We start from the raw sequence: 19012 nt of genomic DNA on the forward strand, positions 1-19012 counted from the left end.
CCGTGGCACCTAGCCGCAGTCGACCGCGTCGTAGCTCGCCGTCGCGTCCGCGCCGGCACCGCCCGACACCGTCACGTCGCCGGCGGCCGCCGACGGCTGACGCGTCGCGAACGCCGCCGACGACGTCCCGCCCGGCTCGATCGCGCCGAGCCCCTTCTCGCCGAACCCGGTCGTCACGACCGCGTCGGCGGCCGAGTCGCCCGTGTTCGTGGCCGAGACCGTCACGACCGCGCGGCCCGCGACGCATCGCGTGGAGGCGGACACGTCCCACACGGACGCGTCCGGGTCCTCGCCGACGCCCGCGAAGTGGTACCTCACACGGTCGTACTCGCGCTGCGTGATCGGCAGGATCGTGCCGTGGCGCTTCCTGAGCTCACCGAAGTCGACGTCCGTGGCCTTGCTCCAGTCGGCCGCGTCCGTCGATCCGAGGTTCGTGGTACGGAACGGCAGGTAGCCCTGGCCCGCCGCGTACTGGTCCGCGATGAGCCCGTAGAGCTCCGCCGCCGCGCCCCGGTCGTCGTCGTTGTAGCGGAAGAACTCGGGACCCTCGAGACAGCCGCCCGAGTAGTTCCTCCCCGTGCCGCACGACTCGGTCGTCCCCCCGAGGATCGACTGGAGCGTGCCGACGAGCACCCACTCGTTCTCGGTGCCCGACGTCGGCGCACTCGCGGAGATCGTCGGGACGTCGATCGACCTCGACTTCTCGATCGTGATCTGGCCGTCGCCCGAAGCCCGGTAGTACCAGTCGCCGATCTTGAACATCGTCGTGTCGATGATGGAGTGGTCGCGGTCGATCCACACGTGCGGCGTCGAGAACGTCACGAAGTCGCGTGTCGTGGCGATGTACATGTTCACGGGGTCGCCGATCGTGTTCTCGGGTTCCGACCTCGTCGCCCAGTACACGTAGTACTGCCGCGTGTCCTCGTCCCAGAATGCCTCCGGGGCCCACATCATGCCCGCCTCAGGGATCGGTCCCGCGATGTCCGGCAGACGCGGCTCGCTCCAGCTGACAAGGTCCGTCGACTCCCAGACAGCGATCTTCGTGGATCCGGTCGTCGTCGCCTGCGCGTTGCCCCACCCGCCGCGGTGGTAGATGCTCAGGTCGGTCGCGATGAGGTAGAAGCGGTCACCCTCCGGCGAGCGCACCAGGAACGGATCGCGCACGCCACCGTCGCCCTGGTCCTCCTCGACCGACAGCACAGGTGAGCCGTGCGGCCGTGTGTCCGTGAAGGTGGCGCCGTCCCGGCTCGTCGCGAAGTAGACCTGCTCGTCGGTGTGGCTGTGCTCGGGCCCTGTGAAGTGGGCGAAGAGGTAGTCGGTCGTCTCGGGCATGTCGTACGCCTCGCGCACGAGCAGCTCGATCGTGCGTGTTGCCGTCGCGGTGCCGTTCGTGGCCGTCGCCGTGAGCGTCACGGTGGTGTCGGCGTCAGCTCGCGTCACGACGCCGGGCGCGACGCCGGCGCCCGGGGCGACGTCGATGATCTCCGGATGGTCGGACGCCCACGTCACCGCGGACGCATGTCGCGCACCCGTCTCGGGCAGCGTGATGTTGCCCCGGATGTCGTCGGCACCGGCGATGGAGATCGCGGCGAGGTCCTGCTGCGCCTTGTCCTCCTCGCTCGGCGCGCGCAGCACCGTGACGTCGACGGTGCGGGTGGCCACGTGCCCCCGCACGTCGACCGTCGCCGTGAGGGTCACGTCGGTGTCCGTGGCCGGCTGTGTGACGGATCCGTCGGGTGCGATGACGCCGGCGGGCTCGGCCGACCAGGTCACGCTGCCGGCCGTCGGCAGCACGATGCCAGTCTCGATGGCCGAGAGGTCCTGCTCGTTGACGGCTGCGAGGTCGATCGCGGCGGCCGTCTCGGCCGCCGCGGCAGGCGCGTCGGCGTCGGCGATGGCCTGGAGGTCGGTCGCGGTCAGCGCATTGTCGTAGACGCGGAAGGACGACACCGCGCCCTGGTAGAGCCGGTCCCCGGAGTAGGCGCTCTTTCCGAGGTAGTTCATCGTGTGCACCGCGAGGTCGTCGAGGTTCGTCGCCGAGTCGGTCTTCTCGGCCCAGAGCTCGCCGTCGACGTAGAGACGCAGTGACGACGTACCGCTCGCGTCGTCGCGCTCGATCGCGGCCGCGACGGACTGCCACTGTCCCTCGACGAGTTGCCGCGACGCTCGTGCGGTCTGCTCGCCGGACCAGTTCGTCGGGGATATCGACAGGCGGGGCACAACGGGCTGGATGAACATCTGCCCCGTCTCGTCGTTGCCGGATCCGCCGATGTTCCACAGGAACTGCGCGCCGCTGAGCGCCTCGGGGCTGGTCTCGACGACGACGGTCGCGGCGTCCTGGCCCGCGAGCAGGCCGTCGGGCAGGTTGACATGGTTGTCGCCCGTGAACCGCATGAACCCGTCGTTCCAGGCCTCACCGCCGGCGACGGATCCGTCGTTGCCCGCGCCCGACGCGTCGTGCACGACCGCGCCTGTCGTCTCGGCGAAGTCGTAGGCGACGAGCAGCCCGTCGACCGGGACGTCGGCCGCGGCGGGTGTGGTCACGAGCAGCGCACCCACCACGGCGGCGCTTGCCACCCCCGCACCCGCGCGGACGGCGCGGCGCCTCGTGCGACGGGGTGCCGCCGTCCCTGTTGATCCATGATCTCGCATTGTCACTTTCCTCTCGTCCCTCCGCGGCATCTCATGAGCCGCGGCCCTCGGGCGTCCGCCCGGCGCGGCCGGGGAGAGCGCCTCGCCGACCGATGCCGGCGGGCGCCCTCCCTCGTTCACCCGCAGGTGGCCGCCGGGTAGCCGGCGGCCACGGAGCCCTCCGCGGAGGTCGCGACGACCTCGCCCGCGGGAACCGTGGCCTCGCGGGTGTTCAGCACCGCCGACGCGGTCGCGCCGGCCGCGACCTCGCCCAGGTCCTTCGTGCCGTAGTCCGTCCCGACGACGACGTCGGCCGCCTCGTCGCCCGCGTTCCGCACGGAGACGACGACGCCGACCCGCCCGCCGACGCAGCGCGTCGCGACCGCCGGCTCGAGTCCGGACGCCGCCGTCCCGACCCCGAGCGCCGGGATCTTGAGGTAGGAGCCCGGCGTCCGGAACGTGATCCGCACCGCGGAGGCGACGACGGGATCGAACGCGATCGTCGTCGGGACACCGGTGGCGCTCGGCGCGACGTCCTGCGCCGTCGTCGGGTGCCAGCCGCCCTCGTCGTCGCGGTACTCGACCGTGAGCGCGGTGATCGTGCCCTCGATGCTCGTGAAGCCGACCTGGTCGACGACGTGGTTCCCGGCCGGTTCGACCGTGAACGAGACCTCGTCCTGCGGGTTCTCTCCCGACCAGGTGGACCACGACGTCGACGCGTCGCCGTCGCACGCGTTGCCGGCCGGCATGGTGTCCCACTCGGTCTGGTGGAACGTGGCCGAGACCGTCGTGCCCTCCGCGTGGCAGAGGTCGGCGACGCCGTCGGCGCCCCAGATCTGCACCTCGGAAACCGACTGCCAGGTGTCCGTGTCCGTCGTCAGCTGCAGGCGCAGCCCGTTCGTCGCGGGCAGGTGCGACACGTCGAGGATGGCGACGGGGGCGGGGGCGCCCGCGTCCTGCGCCAGGTCGACGCTCACGTCCGCCGGCACCCACGCGCCCGACCCGTCGAGGTACTCGGCGGCGATCGTGGACGGCCACGTCGCACCGGATCCGTCCTTGTAGGTGTGCACGACGACCTGCTCGGGCTCCTGCGCCAGGGGCCACGTGAACGACAGGGAGCTGCTCAGCGGATACCCGGACGACGACCAGTCGTCCCAGCCCTTGCCCGTGGTGTTCCCGTCGACGAGCCGGGACGCCAGGTCCTGGCGGCTCGACGCGACGACGGCCGACCGCGGCGCGAGGTTCGCGACGCCCTCCTGGTGCACCTCGATCGTGCGCGTCATGGTGCGGCCGGCGGTGAAGTTCGCGTCGGCCGCGAGCGTGCCCGTGATCGTCTGCGGGCCGAGGGCGTCGTAGCTCGTCGCATCCCAGGTCACGGCGACGTCGGTCGTCGCGCCGTCGACCTCGACGGGCACCGTCCCGGGGAGCCGGTCGCCGAAGTCCTCCCCCGGCGCCACCTGGTCCGGCAGCCCGTCGTCGACGACGCTCCAGATCCGCGTACCGAGCCCCTGGTCGTCCCAGTAGGTCTCGTCCCAGCCGTCGCCCCAGCGCTCGGGATCCTCCGCGGCCGGGTTGCGCATCATGGCGCGCCCGCCCTCCCCGATCGTGATCGGCAGCCACACGTAGGTGGAGTCGGCGGCGCCGGAGTTCCAGCGGTCGCCCATGTAGACGTGGCGGCCGCCGCCGAGATCGAGCACGTTGGTCGACTGCGACCCGAAGCTCGTGCGCCGCGCGTCGCCGACGGACAGCAGCCCGTCGCCGCCCTCGGGGATCGTGTCGTACCGCACGGTCTCGTGGACGTCGTCCGGCTCGACACCGCGGATCCAGGTGCCGAGGATGCTGTCGGCCGTGTAGTACGTCTGCGGGTTCGGGGCCCACCCCGTCGCGCCGGACGCGACGGCGTAGTACTTCCCGCCGTGCCGGAAGAGCGCGGGCGCCTCGAGATGGCCGCACTCCTTGACGATCTGGAAGTCCTCGCCCCGCACGGGCGCCTCCGCCGTGCCGTCCGCGAACAGGTAGGGGAACTCCCCGTCCTCCGAGTACTGTCCCGCGTCCGCCATGTCGGTGCCGGTCGTGTGCAGGACGTTCGTGTACTCGTCGTCGAGTCTCGCGATGTAGAGCGAGTAGTTCTCCTCGGACGAGTAGACGATGTAGGCGGAGCCGTCGTCGTCCTGGTGCACGGTCATGTCCCGCGCCTGCCCGGGGACCGCCGAGGACGTGCACGCCTGGTAGTCGTCGCGGTTCGGCATGCGGTACACGCCCGTCATGCGGAACGGACCGGCGGGGTTGTCCGACACCGCGACGCCGGCCATCGACCGTGCATACATGCTGCCGCCCGGCGTGGTCCGCCCGTCCGAGTGCCACCACAGCACCCACTGGCCGGTCTGCTCGTTGTAGAGCGCCTTCGGCCGCTCGAAGATCGTCGAGTAGTCGGCCGTCTCGCTCGTGTTGAGGTGGTAGTTCAGCTCGTCGATACGGTCCTGGCGCGGCTCGCCGGCGTCGTCCACCGTGTCGTAGAGGTCGTCGAAGTACGGGGACTCGAGCTCGGACGCCGCCGACACCGAGCGCAGGACGATCCCCTGGTCGATCCAGTTCCTCGTGTCGTACGACTTGTAGGCGTGGACGCCGGGGCTGCCGTAGTACCCGTTGCTGCGGTCCTCGCCGTACCAGTAGTAGACGGTCTCGCCGGCCTCCTCGCCCTCGACGACGGCGCCCGCGTCGACGCCCAGGTCCTCCGCGGACACCGGCACGATCTGCCCGCCGTGCGCCTGGATGTGGTGCCCGGTGTCGTCGAACCAGTAGGGCTGGAAGTAGTCGTCCGCCCCGGAACCGGGATCCAGGACGGGCCGGTACGAGTCGTAGGTCGTCGGGTCGCCCTGCGGGACGTCGGCGGCGGCCGGAACCGCCAGGGGCATGACCAGCGCGGCCGCCAGCATGCCGCCGGCCGCGATCTTCGTGCGTCTCACCATCTCACTCCTTCGTGACGGGGAGCCTGCTTCGGCGCCCCACGATGTTTGCGTGAACATGACCGGCGGCGACATGACCGGCGGCGGACCGCCGGCGAATCGCCGCGCGGTGTCAGGAACCGGACGCCTCCCGGCGGCCCTCGGCACGGGCCTCGTCCAGCAGCCGCGCGAGGCGGCGTCTCGACCGGACCCGTCCCCACACGGCCGAGCCGATGATCAGGGCCACGCCGGCCAGCGCGATCAGCTGCGGCCACGGGATCGCCCAGACCCCGGCGTCGACGCGTACCGCGTCCACGGGCGTCCCCTCCCCCGCGCCGACGGCGTCCGGGGTGACCTCGAGCGTGGCGGGCACGAAGAACCACGGCCACACGTCGCCCACCCGCACGGTGAACGTGCGGCGGTCGCCCGGCAGCAGCTCCTGGTCGATCTCGCCCTCGCCGGGGAACGCCACCTGCCGGCCGGCGGCATCGGCCGCCCCCGTGACCACGAGGCGCGTGTTGCCGGAGTTCTCGACCTCGAACGTCACCTCGGCGGCGCCGGGGGACACCGGGTTCCACGACACGTCGTACGACGACGCGACGTCCGTGACCGCGACGCCCGGCGACAGCTCGCCCGTCACGCGCGTCATCACGCGGAACCCGACACGGCTCTCGACGCCCACGGTCGCGCCGTCGTCACCGGTGCTGCGGGACAGGATCGACGCCGCGACCCCCGCGGCGTGATCACCCGGGGTCGCGTTCGCCGGCACCGTCGTCGTGAACGGCACGATCGCCGTCTCGCCCGCGCCGACCGCCACCTCGTCGTCCAGGTCGATCCACGTGCCCGCGCCGACGGACTCCTCGCCCGACTCGAGCATCGCGAACCGGCCGTTGTCGCGGAAGAGCCCGTCCGCGGCCGAGAGGCGGAACGTGACATCCACGTCGCTGAGGTTCGTCACGGCCATGTGCTCGCCTCTGCTGTCGCCCGGGTCGAGCGTCTGCTCCACCCACGACCTCCCGTCCGCCTCCGACTCGCCGGCCGGGCGCACCGACCAGGTGATCGCGTCGTCCGTGGACTCGCCCTCGTCCGCCGCGGCATCGACGGGAGTACCCGCCCACAGGATGCCGAGGGAGACGATCAGCGTCAGGACACCGCGATCCCAGCCCCACGCCCGGCCGGCGGCCATCACTCGAACAGCGACAGCGTCAGCGTCGAGGAGTACGAGCCGGCCTCGGTCTCCGACGGCACCTTCAGCGTCAGACCCGCCGTCGCCTCCCACGAGCCGATCGCCTCCTCGGAGGTCATCGCCATCTCCAGCAGCTCGCGTCCCTCGAGGCCGACGTTGTTCGGTCCCTCGTCCATCACGGTGTCCACGTCGCCGCCCACGGCCACGGCACCCGATCCGTCGTCCGCCACGCTCGGCTGCCACCCCAGGTGGCCCGCGGGGATGTCGGCCTGGCCCGCGTCGCCCGTGAACGCCGACGCCGTGCCCTCGACCCACCAGAACGCGCCGTCCGGGATCTCGTCCGCCGTCCGGGTGTCCGTCACGGTCACCGTCGGCAGCTGGCCCGTGAACTCACGCACCATCGGATCGCCCGACTCGGCCTCGGTCAGCGGTGCCGACGTGCCCGCGACGCTCATCGCCAGCACGCCCTGCGACGTGTCCTCGATCGTCACGTTCACGTCGACGTCGCTGCCCGCGCCGACCTGCTCCTCCGCGAACGCCGCTCCCGCGACGCCCGACACCAGGGCGCCACCAGCCACGCCCACTCCCACGCGTGTCCACATGCTCGTCTTCCGCACAGTCGTCACTCCTCCCGCCCGGCAACGTCGCCGGGCAACGCACCGGCAGACGACGATCGTCTGCCGGAGCCGGACGACACACGCCGTCCGGCAAACCCGAGGGACCACCCCCTCGTTCCAGACCTGCGCAGATAGGCGTGGTCGGTCGTTCTGCGTGTGGTCGGTCAATCACTTGACCGACCACACGCCAGTCCCCCGACCACACGTATGAGGCCATGCCTCCCGCGCGATCTCTCAGCCGCAGGTCACCTCCCCGTACTCCACGGTCGACGCCGCCGACGTGCCGGCGGAGTCCGTCGTGGTGACCTCCACGACGCCCGCCGCGATCTCGGCCTGACGCGTCCGGAACGCCACCGAGCGCGACTCGCCGGCGCCCAGCGCGTCGAAGGACCTCTCGCCGAAGGCCGTCGACACCGTCGCCGACACGTCCTCCTCGCCCTCGTTCGTCACGGACACCGTGAGGACGACGCCGCCCGCGATGCAGCGCGACCCGATCTCGGTGGCGACGTCGGCCCCCGCCGCGGGAACGGTCTGCGGGTCCACGCCCGTGAGCGTCGGGGTGACCGCCTGGAACAGGCCGTCCTCGCCGATCTCGAGGCGGTCGATCGTCGTCTCGCGGTGCGTGCCGTCGCCGCCGTCCAGCGCGTGCCGGTGGTAGACGATGTACCAGTCGTCGGTGCCGGGGACGTTGAGGATCGAGCTGTGTCCCGTGCCGCGGATCCCCAGTGAGGTGTCCTTCTGCAGGATCACGCCGTGGTAGGTCCACGGGCCGTCCATGCTCGTGGACGTCGCGTACCCGACCCGGTAGTTCTCGGACCGCGTGTCGTCGATCGAGTACGTCAGGTGATACAGCCCGTCGCGGTGGTTCAGGAACACGCCCTCGCGGAAGTCGGTCAGCCCCTCGATCCTCTGGAACGAGCCTGCCTTGATCGACACCATGTCGTCGCCCAGCTCCGCGAGCACGGGCCCGTTCAACGGCGTGCCGTTCCCCCACGCCAGGTAGTACTTCCCGGTGACGGGGTCATGGAAGGCGGCGGGGTCGATCGCCTGGACCGACGTGACCGCCTCGTTGTTGAGGATCATCGCCTCGGGCTGCGCGGTGAACGGCCCCTCGGGGCTGTCCGCGACCGCGACGCCGATCGTCTTGCGGTTGTAGGTGGGGTTGTGGCCGGAGAAGTAGAAGTAGTACTTCCCGTCCCGCTCGATGATCGTCGGCGCCCACGCGTTCCCGGTCGCCCACGGCACGTTGCCGTTCTCGCCGTCGAGGGTCAGGAACGGCTCGTCCGCACGCGTCCAGTCGACGAGGTTCGTCGACTTCCAGACGTAGAACTCCTTGCCGCCCCAGCCCGCGTAGCCGTCCGACGTCGCGTAGATGTAGTACGTGTCGCCGAACACCGCGATGTTCGGGTCGGCGTACAAGCCGTCGAGCACCGGCGTCGTGACCTCCTGTGCCGTGAACGTCCAGGTCGTCGTCGACCCGTCCGCGGTGATGTCGTACTCCACCGGCCCGGTCAGGTCGACGGTCGTCCCCGAGGCGGGCGTCGCCGTCGCGCCGGAGGCGATCGTGAACGTCGGCGCGAGCGCCGTGAGGTCGGTTCCCTCGACGACCGGGAACGTCACGGTGCGCGCCTCGGTGTCCACGATCGGGTCGACGGCGAGCTGGGCCGGGTCGGTGAGCGAGATGTCCGTCATGCTGTCCGTCGCGCCCGCGGCATCGAGCACCTCGGCCGCCGTGAGCGCGCGGTCGTAGATCGCGAACTCGCGGTACCTGCCGTCGAGGCGGTTGTCGGCGTCGTAGACCGAGCGGCCCAGGTAGTTCGCCGTCGTCGTGCCGAGCCCGATGTCGCCGGGGTCGTGGGTCACGCCGTCCTGCGTCGCGACCAGGGTTCCGTCGAGGTAGATCCGGGCGGTCTCGCCGGAGAGCGTGTAGACGAGGTGCGCCCACTGGCCGCGCGGCAGCGCGGACCCTGCCCGCGCCGTCTGCTCCGTCGTCCAGTTGCCCGTGGCGATGCTCGTGCGGTACTGGCTGTTGCCCGTCGTGAAGAGGTAGCCGTTCCCGACGCCGTCGCCGTCGGTGTTGCCGAGGCCCCAGATGAAGTAGTTCCCGGACTGGCTCTCGTCCACCCAGACGTCCGCCTCCACCGAGATGTCCTCCAGGCCGGGCATCAGGTTGTCGGGCAGGTCGACGTAGTCGTCGGCGCCGTCGAACACGAGGGAGTCCTCCGCCCACGTCGCACCCGCGATGGTCGCGTCGCGCCCGTTGCCGGACACGTCGGTGAGCGTCTCGCCGGCGCCGTCCGTGAAGTCGTACCGGACGACCTCGCCGTCCTCGTTCGACGAGATCGGGTCGGGCCCGGCGGAGAGTTCGTTCAGTCCTGCCAGCTCGTCCGCCGTCACCGGGATCACGGTCCCGTGGCGCGGGCTCGCGGGCAGGTCGTAGTCGGAGGCGACGGACCAGCCGCCGTTCGCGATGTTCTCCGTCTCCAGCGGGATGTAGCCGCGGCCGCCGTACTCGTCGACGAACAGGTAGTGCGTTCCGCCGCCGTTCACATCGCCCGGGTTGGACTCGAAGATCGTCGGCCCCTCGACGGCACTCGTGCCGGCGTCGCGGCCGATGCAGGAGTCGATCGCCGTCCACTCCTCGAGCGGGGCGCGGAGGGTGGTGGAGGTCTCCTGGATGATGTCCGAGCACCCCGTGGTGCCCGCGCCCTCGTCCTTCGTGAAGCGGTGGAAGACGCCGTCGTCCTCGATCACCGTCGAGTCGATGCGGGAGATGCCGTCCTGCCAGATCTGCGGCTCGCTGAACGTCACGAAGTCGCGCGTCGTCGCGTACAGCATCCGGTTGTAGGTGCTGCCCGTGTGGTCGGGGTCGTCCTCGGCGTACAGCTTGGACGCCCAGAACACGATGTACGCGCCGAGCGTGTCGTCGTAGTAGGCCTCGGGCGCCCAGGTGTTGCCCGCGGTGTCGGGCGCGACGCGCACGTGCCGCTGCTCCGACCAGTTCACCAGGTCGTGCGACTCCCACACCTCGATGTGCTTGCTCCCCTGGCGCTGGGCCTCGTCCCACGACGTGCCCGAGCCGATCGACAGGTCGGTCGCGATGAGGTAAAAGGTGTCGCCCTCGGGCGAGCGGATGAGGAACGGGTCGCGCAGGCCCTCCTCGCCGTACTCGGAGGTGAGCACCGGCTGGCCGCCGTTCAGCTCGTTCCAGTCGAGGGCGTTGTTGCCCTCGCTGGCCGCGAAGTAGATGTTCTCGCCCGCGAGGGAGTTGCCGGTGAAGTAGGAGAACGCGTAGCCCTCGAACTCGGCGAGCTCGTGGTCCGCCCGCACGGTCACGGTGATGTCGCGGGTCTCGCCGTCGGCCGACGCGGTGAGCACCACCTGCTGGTCGGTCGCACCGCGCGTCACGACGCCCGCGGCGATCTCGCCGTCGGCCGCCGTCGAGATCACGCCCTCGGGCGACGCCGACCACGTGATGGCGCTGCCGTTCACGCTGCCGGTCGCCGGGAGTGTGATGTTGCCGCGGATGTCGTCGGCGTCGGGGATGACGACCGCGTCGAGGTCGGCCTGGGCGGACGTCGCGGTCCCGTCGAGCGCGGCCGCGCGGACCTCGGTCCGGGCGGGGTCCGCGGTCGCGGGGGTGACTCCCGCGGCGAGGATGCCGAGCGTCGCCGCCGCGGCGACGAGTGCTCGCCTCGTGATCTGGGTCGCGGGTGTTCTGACGACCATGTGCTCTCCTTCGAGTCGGTCGTGCGGGGTGTTACGGGTGCCGGAGGCCGGGGACCTCGTGTGGCGCGGGCAAGGGCGGAGGCCGCCACGGCGGCGCGCCCCGGCGATGTTAACGTGAACACACCTCTCCATCAAGCCTGCGGCCAAGCTGGCGACCTGAGGTCGGCCCGATGTCGTGAGGTCGGCTGTTCGAGACGCCGATCACACGACAAGCAACCGACAACGCCGTGACCGACCGCGCCGCGGCCGACCGGCGTCAGCTCCACGAGGGCACGTCCCCTGGTGGGGACGGCCTGCCGAACCTAGGCTGAGAGCGATGACACGCCGGATCGAAGATTACGGAATTGTCGGAGATCGCCACACGGCGGCGCTGATCGGCCGCGACGGCGCGATCGACTGGTTGTGCCTGCCGCGGTTCGACTCACCGGCCTGCTTCGCCGCGCTGCTCGGGGACGACGAGCACGGCTCGTGGCGCCTCGCGCCGGAGGGAGGAGGCGAGTGCAGCCGCCGCCGGTACCGGGACGGCACGCTGGTCCTGGAGACGGAGTGGGACCTGCCCGAGGGCACGGTCCGGGTGATCGACATGATGCCGCCACGGGACTCCGTGCCGGACGTCGTCCGCATCGTCGAAGGCGTCAGCGGGACCGTCCCGATGACCACCGAGCTGCGGCTCCGGTTCGACTACGGGAGCGTCGTGCCCCGGACCTTCGAGAGCGCCGGCGCCCTGTTCGCCGTGGCGGGCCCGGACGCCGTACGGCTCGACACACCGGTCGACGTGACCCGTGAGGGCGTGGCCGACGGCGCCGTCCTGCGCGCCGCGTTCACCGTGAGCGCGGGCGACCGGGTGCCCTTCGTCCTCGCCCATCACGCTTCGCATCTGCAGGCTCCCGAGCCCGTCGACCCGGAGACGGCGCTGCGGGAGACGGAGGAGTTCTGGCGGTCCTGGATCGCGCAGTCGACCTACGACGGCCCGTGGGCCGACGCCGTGCACCGGTCCCTGATCACGCTCAAGGCGCTGACCTACGCGCCGACCGGATCCATCGTGGCGGCCGCCACGACCTCCCTCCCCGAGGAGATCGGCGGCACGCGCAACTGGGACTACCGGTACTGCTGGCTCCGGGACGCCGCGTTCACGCTCGAGGCGCTGATCGGTACGGGATACATCGACGAGGCGCGCGACTGGCGGGCGTGGCTCCTGCGGGCCGTGGCCGGCGACCCGGCGGACCTGCAGATCATGTACGGGCTGGGCGGCCGCCGTCGGCTGCCGGAGTTCACGATCGACTGGCTGCCCGGCTACGAGGACTCGGCGCCGGTGCGCGTCGGCAACGCGGCGGCCGGGCAGCTGCAGATCGACGTGTGGGGCGAGACGCTCGAGGCCCTGCACCTGGCACGCAGCGCGGGGCTGGAGACCGACCCGGACGCGTGGCAGGTGCAGAAGGCGCTCCTGGACCACCTCGAGGACCACTGGGACGATCTGGACAACGGGCTCTGGGAGGTCCGCGGCCCGCGGCGCGCGTTCGTGCACTCGCGGGTCATGGCGTGGGCCGGGTTCGACCGGGCGGTGCGCGCCGTCGAGAAGCACGGGCTGGACGGGCCGGTCGAGCGGTGGCGGGAGGTGCGCGACCGCATCCACGCCGAGGTGTGCACGCAGGGGTTCGACACGAAGCGGAACACGTTCACGCAGTTCTACGGGTCGGAGGGGCTCGACGCCGCGCTGCTGCTGATCGGGCAGGTCGGGTTCCTGCCCGCGGACGACCCGCGCGTGGTCGGCACGGTGGAGGCCGTGCAGCGCGAGCTGAGCCAGGACGGGCTCCTCCTGCGCTATCACACGCACGCCGACGACCGCGTGGACGGCCTGCCCGGCGCGGAGGCGACGTTCCTGGTCTGCAACTTCTGGCTGGTCGACGCGCTGCACGGGATCGGACGGCGCGACGAGGCCGTCGCGCTGTTCGAGCGGCTGCTCTCCCTGCGCACCGACCTGGGGCTGCTGAGCGAGGAGTACGACGTCGCCACGGGGCGTCAGCTGGGCAACACCCCGCAGGCGTTCAGCCACCTGGGGCTGGTCAACAGCGCCCTGCGGCTGAGCCGCGGATACACCGAACGTGACGTGGGGGCGGGTGCGGTCGAGCGCGACGGCGTCCCGTCCGCCGCGGCGGAGCCCGCCTGATGCGCGCGCTCACGGTGGTCCCGCGCAGCCCGGGCACGCTCGCCGTCACCGACGTCGACGAGCCCGTCCCCGGCGACGGCGAGCTCCTGGTGGACGGCCTGGCCGTGGGCGTGTGCGGCACGGACCGGGAGATCATCGCGGGCGAGTACGGCTGGGCCCCGCCGGGCCGGGACCGGCTGGTCCTGGGGCACGAGTCGCTCGGGCGGGTGCGGGCGGCGCCGGACGGCTCCGGTTTCGCACCCGGTGACCTGGTCGTGGGCGTCGTCCGCCGGCCCGATCCTGAGCCGTGCGGCGCGTGCGCGCGCGGGCAGTTCGACATGTGCCGCAACGGCGAGTACACGGAGCGCGGGATCAAGGCGATCGACGGGTTCGCCTCCGAGCGGTGGACCGTCGAGGCCGACTACGCCGTCCGGCTCGACGCGTCGCTCGCCGACGTCGGCATGCTGCTCGAGCCGACGTCGGTGGTCGCCAAGGCGTGGGAGCAGATCGAGCTGGTCGGCGGGCGGGCCTGGTTCGAGCCGAAGGTGGTCCTCGTGACCGGCGCCGGCCCGATCGGGCTGCTGGCCGCGCTGATCGGCGCCCAGCGGGGCCTGGAGGTCCACGTGCTCGATCGAGCGACCGACGGCCCGAAGCCGGCCCTCGTCAGGGACCTCGGCGCCGAGTACCACACGGGATCGGTCACGGACGTCGCCGACGCCGTGCAGCCGGGCGTGGTGATCGAGGCGACCGGCGCGAGCCGGGTGGTCCTCGACGCCCTCACCGCGACCAAGAGCTACGGCGTCACCTGCCTCACCGGCGTCACACCGGAGGGGCGGCGCTTCACCATCGACGCCGGCGCCCTGAACCGGGAGATCGTGCTGGAGAACGACGTGGTGATCGGCTCGGTGAACGCCAACCTGGACCACTACCGCACCGCCGCGGGGGTGCTGGCGCGCGCCGACACCACCTGGCTGGGCCGCATCGTGACCCGCCGGGTGCCGCTCGAGGACGCCGTCGGGTTCCTGGCGAACGACCCCGGCAGCATCAAGACGGTACTGGAGCTGCAGGACCGCTGAGACACCCGACGTTTCGGCGAGGTCTCCCGCGCGCTGTCCGGCGCTCTGGCGAGCATCCCGGGCACGGTGGACAGGGCCTACCGCCCAGAGGTCAGACCTGTCCGCGCCGCAGTGATCGGATGTGTCTCGCCGCGCAGCGGATACGATGCGGCCATGGCCGTCACCGACGTAGCGATCCTGCGCATCAGGGAGATGATCATCGCGGGCGATCTCGCCCCCGGAGACCGGCTCCCGCCCGAGAAGGAGCTGAGCGAGCGGCTCGGGCTGTCACGCTCCTCGTTGCGCGAGGCGGTCAAGGCGCTCGAGCTGATCCGCGTGCTGGACGTCCGCCGCGGCGACGGCACGTACGTCACGAGCCTCGAGCCCCGGCTGCTGCTCGAGGCGATGTCGTTCGTCGTCGACCTGCACGACGACCAGTCGGTGCTGGAGATCTTCGCGGTCCGCCGGATCCTCGAGCCCGCGGCGTCCGCGCTCGCCGCGCGGCATGCCGCGGAGACGGACCTGACGCGACTGCGCGAGCTCGTCACGAGCGTCGACGAGAGCGCCGACGTGGAGAGCCTGGTCGAGCACGACCTCGAGTTCCATCGCGGCATCGCCGAGGCGACGGGCAACACCTACCTCGCGAGCCTCATCGACTCGCTCTCCAGCCACACGGTTCGCGCGCGGATCTGGCGCGGCATCACGCAGGAGAACGCCGTGGACCGCACGCTGCGGGAGCACCACGCCATCCTCGACGCGATCGCGGCGGGCGACGCCGAACTCGCGTCCGCCCTCACGATCGTGCACGTGTCAGGTGTGGAGCAGTGGCTCCGCGGAGCCCTCTGACGGGAAGCCGCGCCGTGGTCGGGGGTTTGGCGTGTGGTCGGTCAAGTGATTGACCGACCACACGCCAAACCCCCGACCACATGGCGAGCCGCGCGATCTCCTACTCGTAGAGCACGGCCTGGATCTCGTCGTCGTCGATGTTCGACGTGTCGTACCAGTAGAAGCCGGTGTCGATCGTCGTGGGCAGTTCCTTGCCGTCGATCGCCTCGACCGCGGCCTTGACCGTCTCGTAGCCGATGCCGACGGGGTTCTGCGTGATCGCGCCGATCATGAGGCCGTCGCGGATGGCGTCCATCTGCGCCTGACCGGAGTCGAAGCCCACCACCGCGAGGGACTCGGGATCGACGTCGAGCTCCTTGACCGCCTGCACGACGCCGATCGCCGAGCCCTCGTTGGATCCGTAGAAACCCTTGAGGTCGGGGTTGGCGGACAGGATCGCCTTCGCGAGGTCGGCCGACTTCGCCTGGTCGCCACCGCCGTACTGGATGTCGACGATCTCGATGTCGGGCTCGTTCGCCTCCATGTACTCGACGAAGCCGTCACGGCGCTGCTGGCCGGTGACCGAGGTCTGGTCGTGCACGACCATCGCGACCTTGCCCTCGTGATCGACCGCGTCGGCGAGATGCTCGGCGGCCTCGGCCGCCGCGGCGAGGTTGTCGGTGGCCGCGGTGGTCAGCGGGATGTCGCTGTCCACGCCCGAGTCGAAGGCGATGACCGGCACACCCTGGTTGTCCGCCTGCTGCAGGAGCGGGCCTGCCGCCTGGCTGTCGAGCGCGGCGAAGCCGATCGCGGCGGGGTTCTTGTCGAGGGCGGTCTGCAGCAGCTGGATCTGCTGTTCGACGTCGGCCTCGGTGTCGGGCCCCTCGAACGTGACCTCGACGTCGAACTCCTCGGCGGCCTCGTCCGCGCCGGTCTTCACGGCCTGCCAGAACTGGTGCTGGAAGCCCTTCGAGACGAGCGCGACGTACGGCTTGTCGCCGCCCGAGCCGCCCGTCGGTTCGCCCTCGTCGCTCGCGCAGCCGGCGAGCGCGAGAGCGGCGGCCGTCAGGCCGACGACGGCGCCTGCAGCGCGCCTGGGGAACATCCTGTGCTTGTGGAACATGGTCACACCCTTGTGAGTCGCACTGTGGTTGTGGATTGCTGTGGTTGTGGATTGTGGATTGCTATGGTTATGGACGGTTGTGGGTTGTTGTGGTTGTGGATTGTCGTGTCTCCGGACTCCGGGGAGCCCGGGCGTCTCATGCCCGCCGGCGGCGCAGCATGTCGAGGTAGACGGCGATGAGGATCACGACGCCGACGGCGACGGACTGCCATTCCTGCGGGACCGAGATGATGCGGAGGCCGTTGGTCAGGGCGGCCATGATGAGCGCGCCGATGACGGTGCCGACGATGGACCCCTTGCCGCCCTGCAGGGAGGTGCCGCCGATGACGACCGCGGCGATCGCCTCCAGCTCGAGACCCATTCCGCCCGTCGGCTGCGCCGACGAGAGACGGGACGCGGAGAGCACGCCGGCGAGCCCGACGAACAGCCCCGACAGCGTGTAGACGAGGATCTTCCAGCGCCGCACGTTCACGCCCGAGAGCGCCGTCGCGGCCTCGTTCGAGCCGATCGAGAACGCGTAGCGCCCCACGATCGTCCTCGACAGGATCACCGCTGCCACCACGATCATGACGATGAAGATCGCCACGCCCATCGGGAAGCGCACCCCCGGGATGATCGACAGGTTCATGATGTTCTGGAACTCGGGGGTCTCGTTGAAGTAGATCGGCTTCGTGCCCGAGATCACGAGCGACAGGCCCGCGGCGATGAGCATCATGCCGAGCGTGGCGATGAACGGCGGGATGCCGAGCACCGAGACGTTGATGCCGTTGACGAGGCCGATCAGCCCACCGAACAGGATGGTCGCGGCCACGCCGGCCCACAGCGGCCACCCCCAGTAGGTGAGGAACACCCCGGCCATCACGCCGCAGAACACCATCCCGGTGCCGATGGACAGGTCGATGCCGCCGGTGATGATCACGAACGTCGTACCGAGGGCGAGGATCCCGGTCACCGTCGCGGCGGTGAGGATCGAGACGAGATTGTTCGCGGTGAAGAAGTGCGAACTCGCGAACGAGAAGAACACGACGATGACGATGAGGCTGGCCGCGGCGAGCAGCTGCTGCAGCGACCCGCGCAGGCGAGCGAACCGCAGGGCACCGGCGTCGGCCGCGGAGGCGGACGAGGCCGATGAGGTCTGGTTGGTCGTCGGGATGGTGGGGCTCATGCGAGAGTTCCTTCGGCGCTGAAGCGGGTGGCGTGGTCCATGACGATCTCCGGGGTGGCGTCGGCGTTGTCGAGCACGGCGGTGAGCCGTCCCTCGGCCATCACGGCGATCCGGTTCGCGAGGCGGAGCACCTCGGGCAGTTCGGAGGAGATCATGACGACCGCCTTGCCCTGGTCGGCGAGTTCGCGCAGCAGCACATAGATCTCCTCCTTCGCACCGACGTCGATCCCCCGGGTCGGCTCGTCGAAGATCAGCACGTCGCAGTCCTTCGCGAGCCACTTGGCGATGACGACCTTCTGCTGGTTCCCGCCGGAAAGGTTGCGCACGAGCTGCCCGGTCGACGGGGTCTTGATCCGCAGCTTGCGCACGTACTCCTGTCCGGCCTCCTCGATGCGCCGGCCATGCACGAAGCCGAGCGCGCCGACGTAGTCCTTGAGCGAGGCGAGCACGACGTTCTCGCGGACGTTGCGTTCCAGGAGGACGCCGAGATGCTTGCGGTCCTCGGAGAGATAGCCGATGCCCAGGCGTGCGGCGTCCGCGGGGTTGCGGATGTCCGCCTCGCGCCCGTGCACCGTGATCGCGCCCGACTCGGGCCGGTCCGCGCCGACGATCGCGCGCGCGACCTCGGTGCGCCCCGCGCCCATCAGGCCGGCGAAACCGAGGATCTCGCCGGCGTGCACGTCGAAGCTGACGTCGCGCAGCAGGTGCTTCGTCGTCAGCCCCCGCACGGACAGGACCGGCTCGACGTCGGCGCGGACCGGCGCCGGCCGCTGCTCGCCGCGCAGTTCACGACCGACCATCAGCGAGATCACCTCGCGCTGATCGGCCGCTGCCGTCTCGAGCGTGTCGATGTAGCGGCCGTCCCGCAGCACGGTGATGCGGTCGGAGATCCGGGAGAGCTCCTCCATGCGGTGCGAGATGTAGATCACGCCGGTGTCGGGCGAGCGGAACCGGCCGATGAGCTGGAACAGCACCTCCACCTCGGCGTCGTTGAGCGCCGCGGTCGGCTCGTCCATGATCAGGACCTTCGCGTCGAACGAAAGCGCCTTGGCGATCTCCACCATCTGCTGGCGGGCGACGGTCAGGCCGGAGACGGGTTCGGCCGGGTCGAGTGCGAGGCCGAGGCTGTCGAACAGCTCGCGGGCCCGCCGGTTGAGGGCGCGGTCGTCGAGGAACACTCCCCCCGATCGCTGCTCGCGGCCGATGAAGATGTTCTGCGCGACCGTGAGGTCGGGCATCAGGTTGAACTCCTGGTGGATGATGCTGATGCCCAGCTCCTGCGCGTGGCGCGGCCCGTCGATCACCAGTTCGCGGCCGTTCATGCGGAAGGTGCCGGCGTCGGGCGTGTGGATCCCGGCGAGGAGCTTCATGAGGGTGGACTTGCCGGCACCGTTCTCGCCGACGAGCGCGAGCACCTCGCCGTGGCGCAGGTCGAGCCGCACGTCGTCGAGCGCCTGCACGCCCGGGAATCCCTTGCTCACGCCCTCGAGTTCGAGCAGCGGGGCGGATGCGGCGGCCCTCATCGTGCGGCCTCCCTCGGCGTGTACTCGTTCACTGGTGTCTCTTCCTCGAGATCTCTCGTTCCTGGCC

The 19012-nt window shown here is 70.9% G+C and carries 11 protein-coding genes; 3 read left to right on the forward strand and 8 right to left on the reverse strand.

Annotated features, from left to right (window positions below; genetic code table 11):
• Positions 1-9: 9 nt before the first annotated feature.
• The 5 genes from ACYVK5_RS07425 to ACYVK5_RS07445 form a co-directional block, all read right to left on the reverse strand.
• Positions 10-2577, reverse strand: a complete 2568-nt coding sequence (locus ACYVK5_RS07425) for an immunoglobulin-like domain-containing protein (RefSeq protein ID WP_460703392.1) — start codon at positions 2575-2577, stop codon at positions 10-12.
• A gap of 191 nt (positions 2578-2768) precedes the next feature.
• A complete protein-coding gene (locus ACYVK5_RS07430) occupies positions 2769-5600 on the reverse strand; it encodes a discoidin domain-containing protein (protein ID WP_460703394.1) in 2832 nt (943 codons plus the stop codon).
• Positions 5601-5709: 109 nt separating this feature from the next.
• Positions 5710-6762, reverse strand: coding sequence for a hypothetical protein (locus tag ACYVK5_RS07435; protein WP_460703396.1), 1053 nt, complete (start codon positions 6760-6762; stop codon positions 5710-5712).
• A complete protein-coding gene (locus tag ACYVK5_RS07440) occupies positions 6762-7379 on the reverse strand; it encodes a hypothetical protein (protein ID WP_460703398.1) in 618 nt (205 codons plus the stop codon). Before ACYVK5_RS07440 ends, ACYVK5_RS07435 begins: the two co-directional genes overlap by 1 nt.
• Before the next feature lie 234 nt (positions 7380-7613).
• Positions 7614-11108 (reverse strand): family 43 glycosylhydrolase, encoded by a 3495-nt coding sequence (locus tag ACYVK5_RS07445; protein WP_460703400.1) that lies wholly within the window; start codon positions 11106-11108, stop codon positions 7614-7616.
• A gap of 316 nt (positions 11109-11424) precedes the next feature.
• Here ACYVK5_RS07445 and ACYVK5_RS07450 point away from each other — a divergent pair, with 316 nt between their 5' ends.
• The 3 genes from ACYVK5_RS07450 (at position 11425) to ACYVK5_RS07460 (ending at position 15155) form a co-directional block, all read left to right on the forward strand.
• The gene (locus ACYVK5_RS07450; protein ID WP_460703402.1) at positions 11425-13275 is read left to right on the forward strand and encodes a glycoside hydrolase family 15 protein; all 1851 of its coding nucleotides are present in this window, start codon (positions 11425-11427) and stop codon (positions 13273-13275) included.
• Positions 13275-14330, forward strand: a complete 1056-nt coding sequence (locus ACYVK5_RS07455) for a glucose 1-dehydrogenase (RefSeq protein WP_460703404.1) — start codon at positions 13275-13277, stop codon at positions 14328-14330. Before ACYVK5_RS07450 ends, ACYVK5_RS07455 begins: the two co-directional genes overlap by 1 nt.
• A 153-nt stretch (positions 14331-14483) precedes the next feature.
• Positions 14484-15155, forward strand: coding sequence for a FadR/GntR family transcriptional regulator (locus ACYVK5_RS07460; protein WP_460703406.1), 672 nt, complete (start codon positions 14484-14486; stop codon positions 15153-15155).
• A gap of 100 nt (positions 15156-15255) precedes the next feature.
• Here the strand turns inward: ACYVK5_RS07460 and ACYVK5_RS07465 are convergent, their stop codons facing one another.
• The 3 genes from ACYVK5_RS07465 to ACYVK5_RS07475 all read right to left on the reverse strand — a co-directional run bounded on the left by ACYVK5_RS07465 (position 15256) and on the right by ACYVK5_RS07475 (position 18945).
• Positions 15256-16257 carry a substrate-binding domain-containing protein gene (locus ACYVK5_RS07465; protein ID WP_460703408.1) on the reverse strand — a complete coding sequence of 334 codons (1002 nt, stop codon included), beginning with the start codon at positions 16255-16257 and terminating at the stop codon, positions 15256-15258.
• Between the two features lie 136 nt (positions 16258-16393).
• The gene (locus ACYVK5_RS07470; RefSeq protein WP_460703410.1) at positions 16394-17422 is read right to left on the reverse strand and encodes an ABC transporter permease; all 1029 of its coding nucleotides are present in this window, start codon (positions 17420-17422) and stop codon (positions 16394-16396) included.
• Entirely contained in the window at positions 17419-18945 is a 1527-nt protein-coding gene (locus ACYVK5_RS07475) for a sugar ABC transporter ATP-binding protein (RefSeq protein WP_460703412.1), read from the reverse strand. Before ACYVK5_RS07475 ends, ACYVK5_RS07470 begins: the two co-directional genes overlap by 4 nt.
• Positions 18946-19012 lie beyond the last annotated feature (67 nt).

It is taken from the genome of Myceligenerans halotolerans, from assembly GCF_054782975.1.

Coding starts and splice junctions, on each gene's coding strand:
- ACYVK5_RS07475 (WP_460703412.1), bottom strand. CDS start 18,945: ATGAGGGCCGCCGCATCCGCCCCGCTGCTCGAACTCGAGGGCGTGAGC.
- ACYVK5_RS07460 (WP_460703406.1), top strand. CDS start 14,484: ATGGCCGTCACCGACGTAGCGATCCTGCGCATCAGGGAGATGATCATC.
- ACYVK5_RS07450 (WP_460703402.1), top strand. CDS start 11,425: ATGACACGCCGGATCGAAGATTACGGAATTGTCGGAGATCGCCACACG.
- ACYVK5_RS07470 (WP_460703410.1), bottom strand. CDS start 17,422: ATGAGCCCCACCATCCCGACGACCAACCAGACCTCATCGGCCTCGTCC.
- ACYVK5_RS07445 (WP_460703400.1), bottom strand. CDS start 11,108: ATGGTCGTCAGAACACCCGCGACCCAGATCACGAGGCGAGCACTCGTC.
- ACYVK5_RS07435 (WP_460703396.1), bottom strand. CDS start 6,762: ATGGCCGCCGGCCGGGCGTGGGGCTGGGATCGCGGTGTCCTGACGCTG.
- ACYVK5_RS07455 (WP_460703404.1), top strand. CDS start 13,275: ATGCGCGCGCTCACGGTGGTCCCGCGCAGCCCGGGCACGCTCGCCGTC.
- ACYVK5_RS07465 (WP_460703408.1), bottom strand. CDS start 16,257: ATGTTCCACAAGCACAGGATGTTCCCCAGGCGCGCTGCAGGCGCCGTC.
- ACYVK5_RS07430 (WP_460703394.1), bottom strand. CDS start 5,600: ATGGTGAGACGCACGAAGATCGCGGCCGGCGGCATGCTGGCGGCCGCG.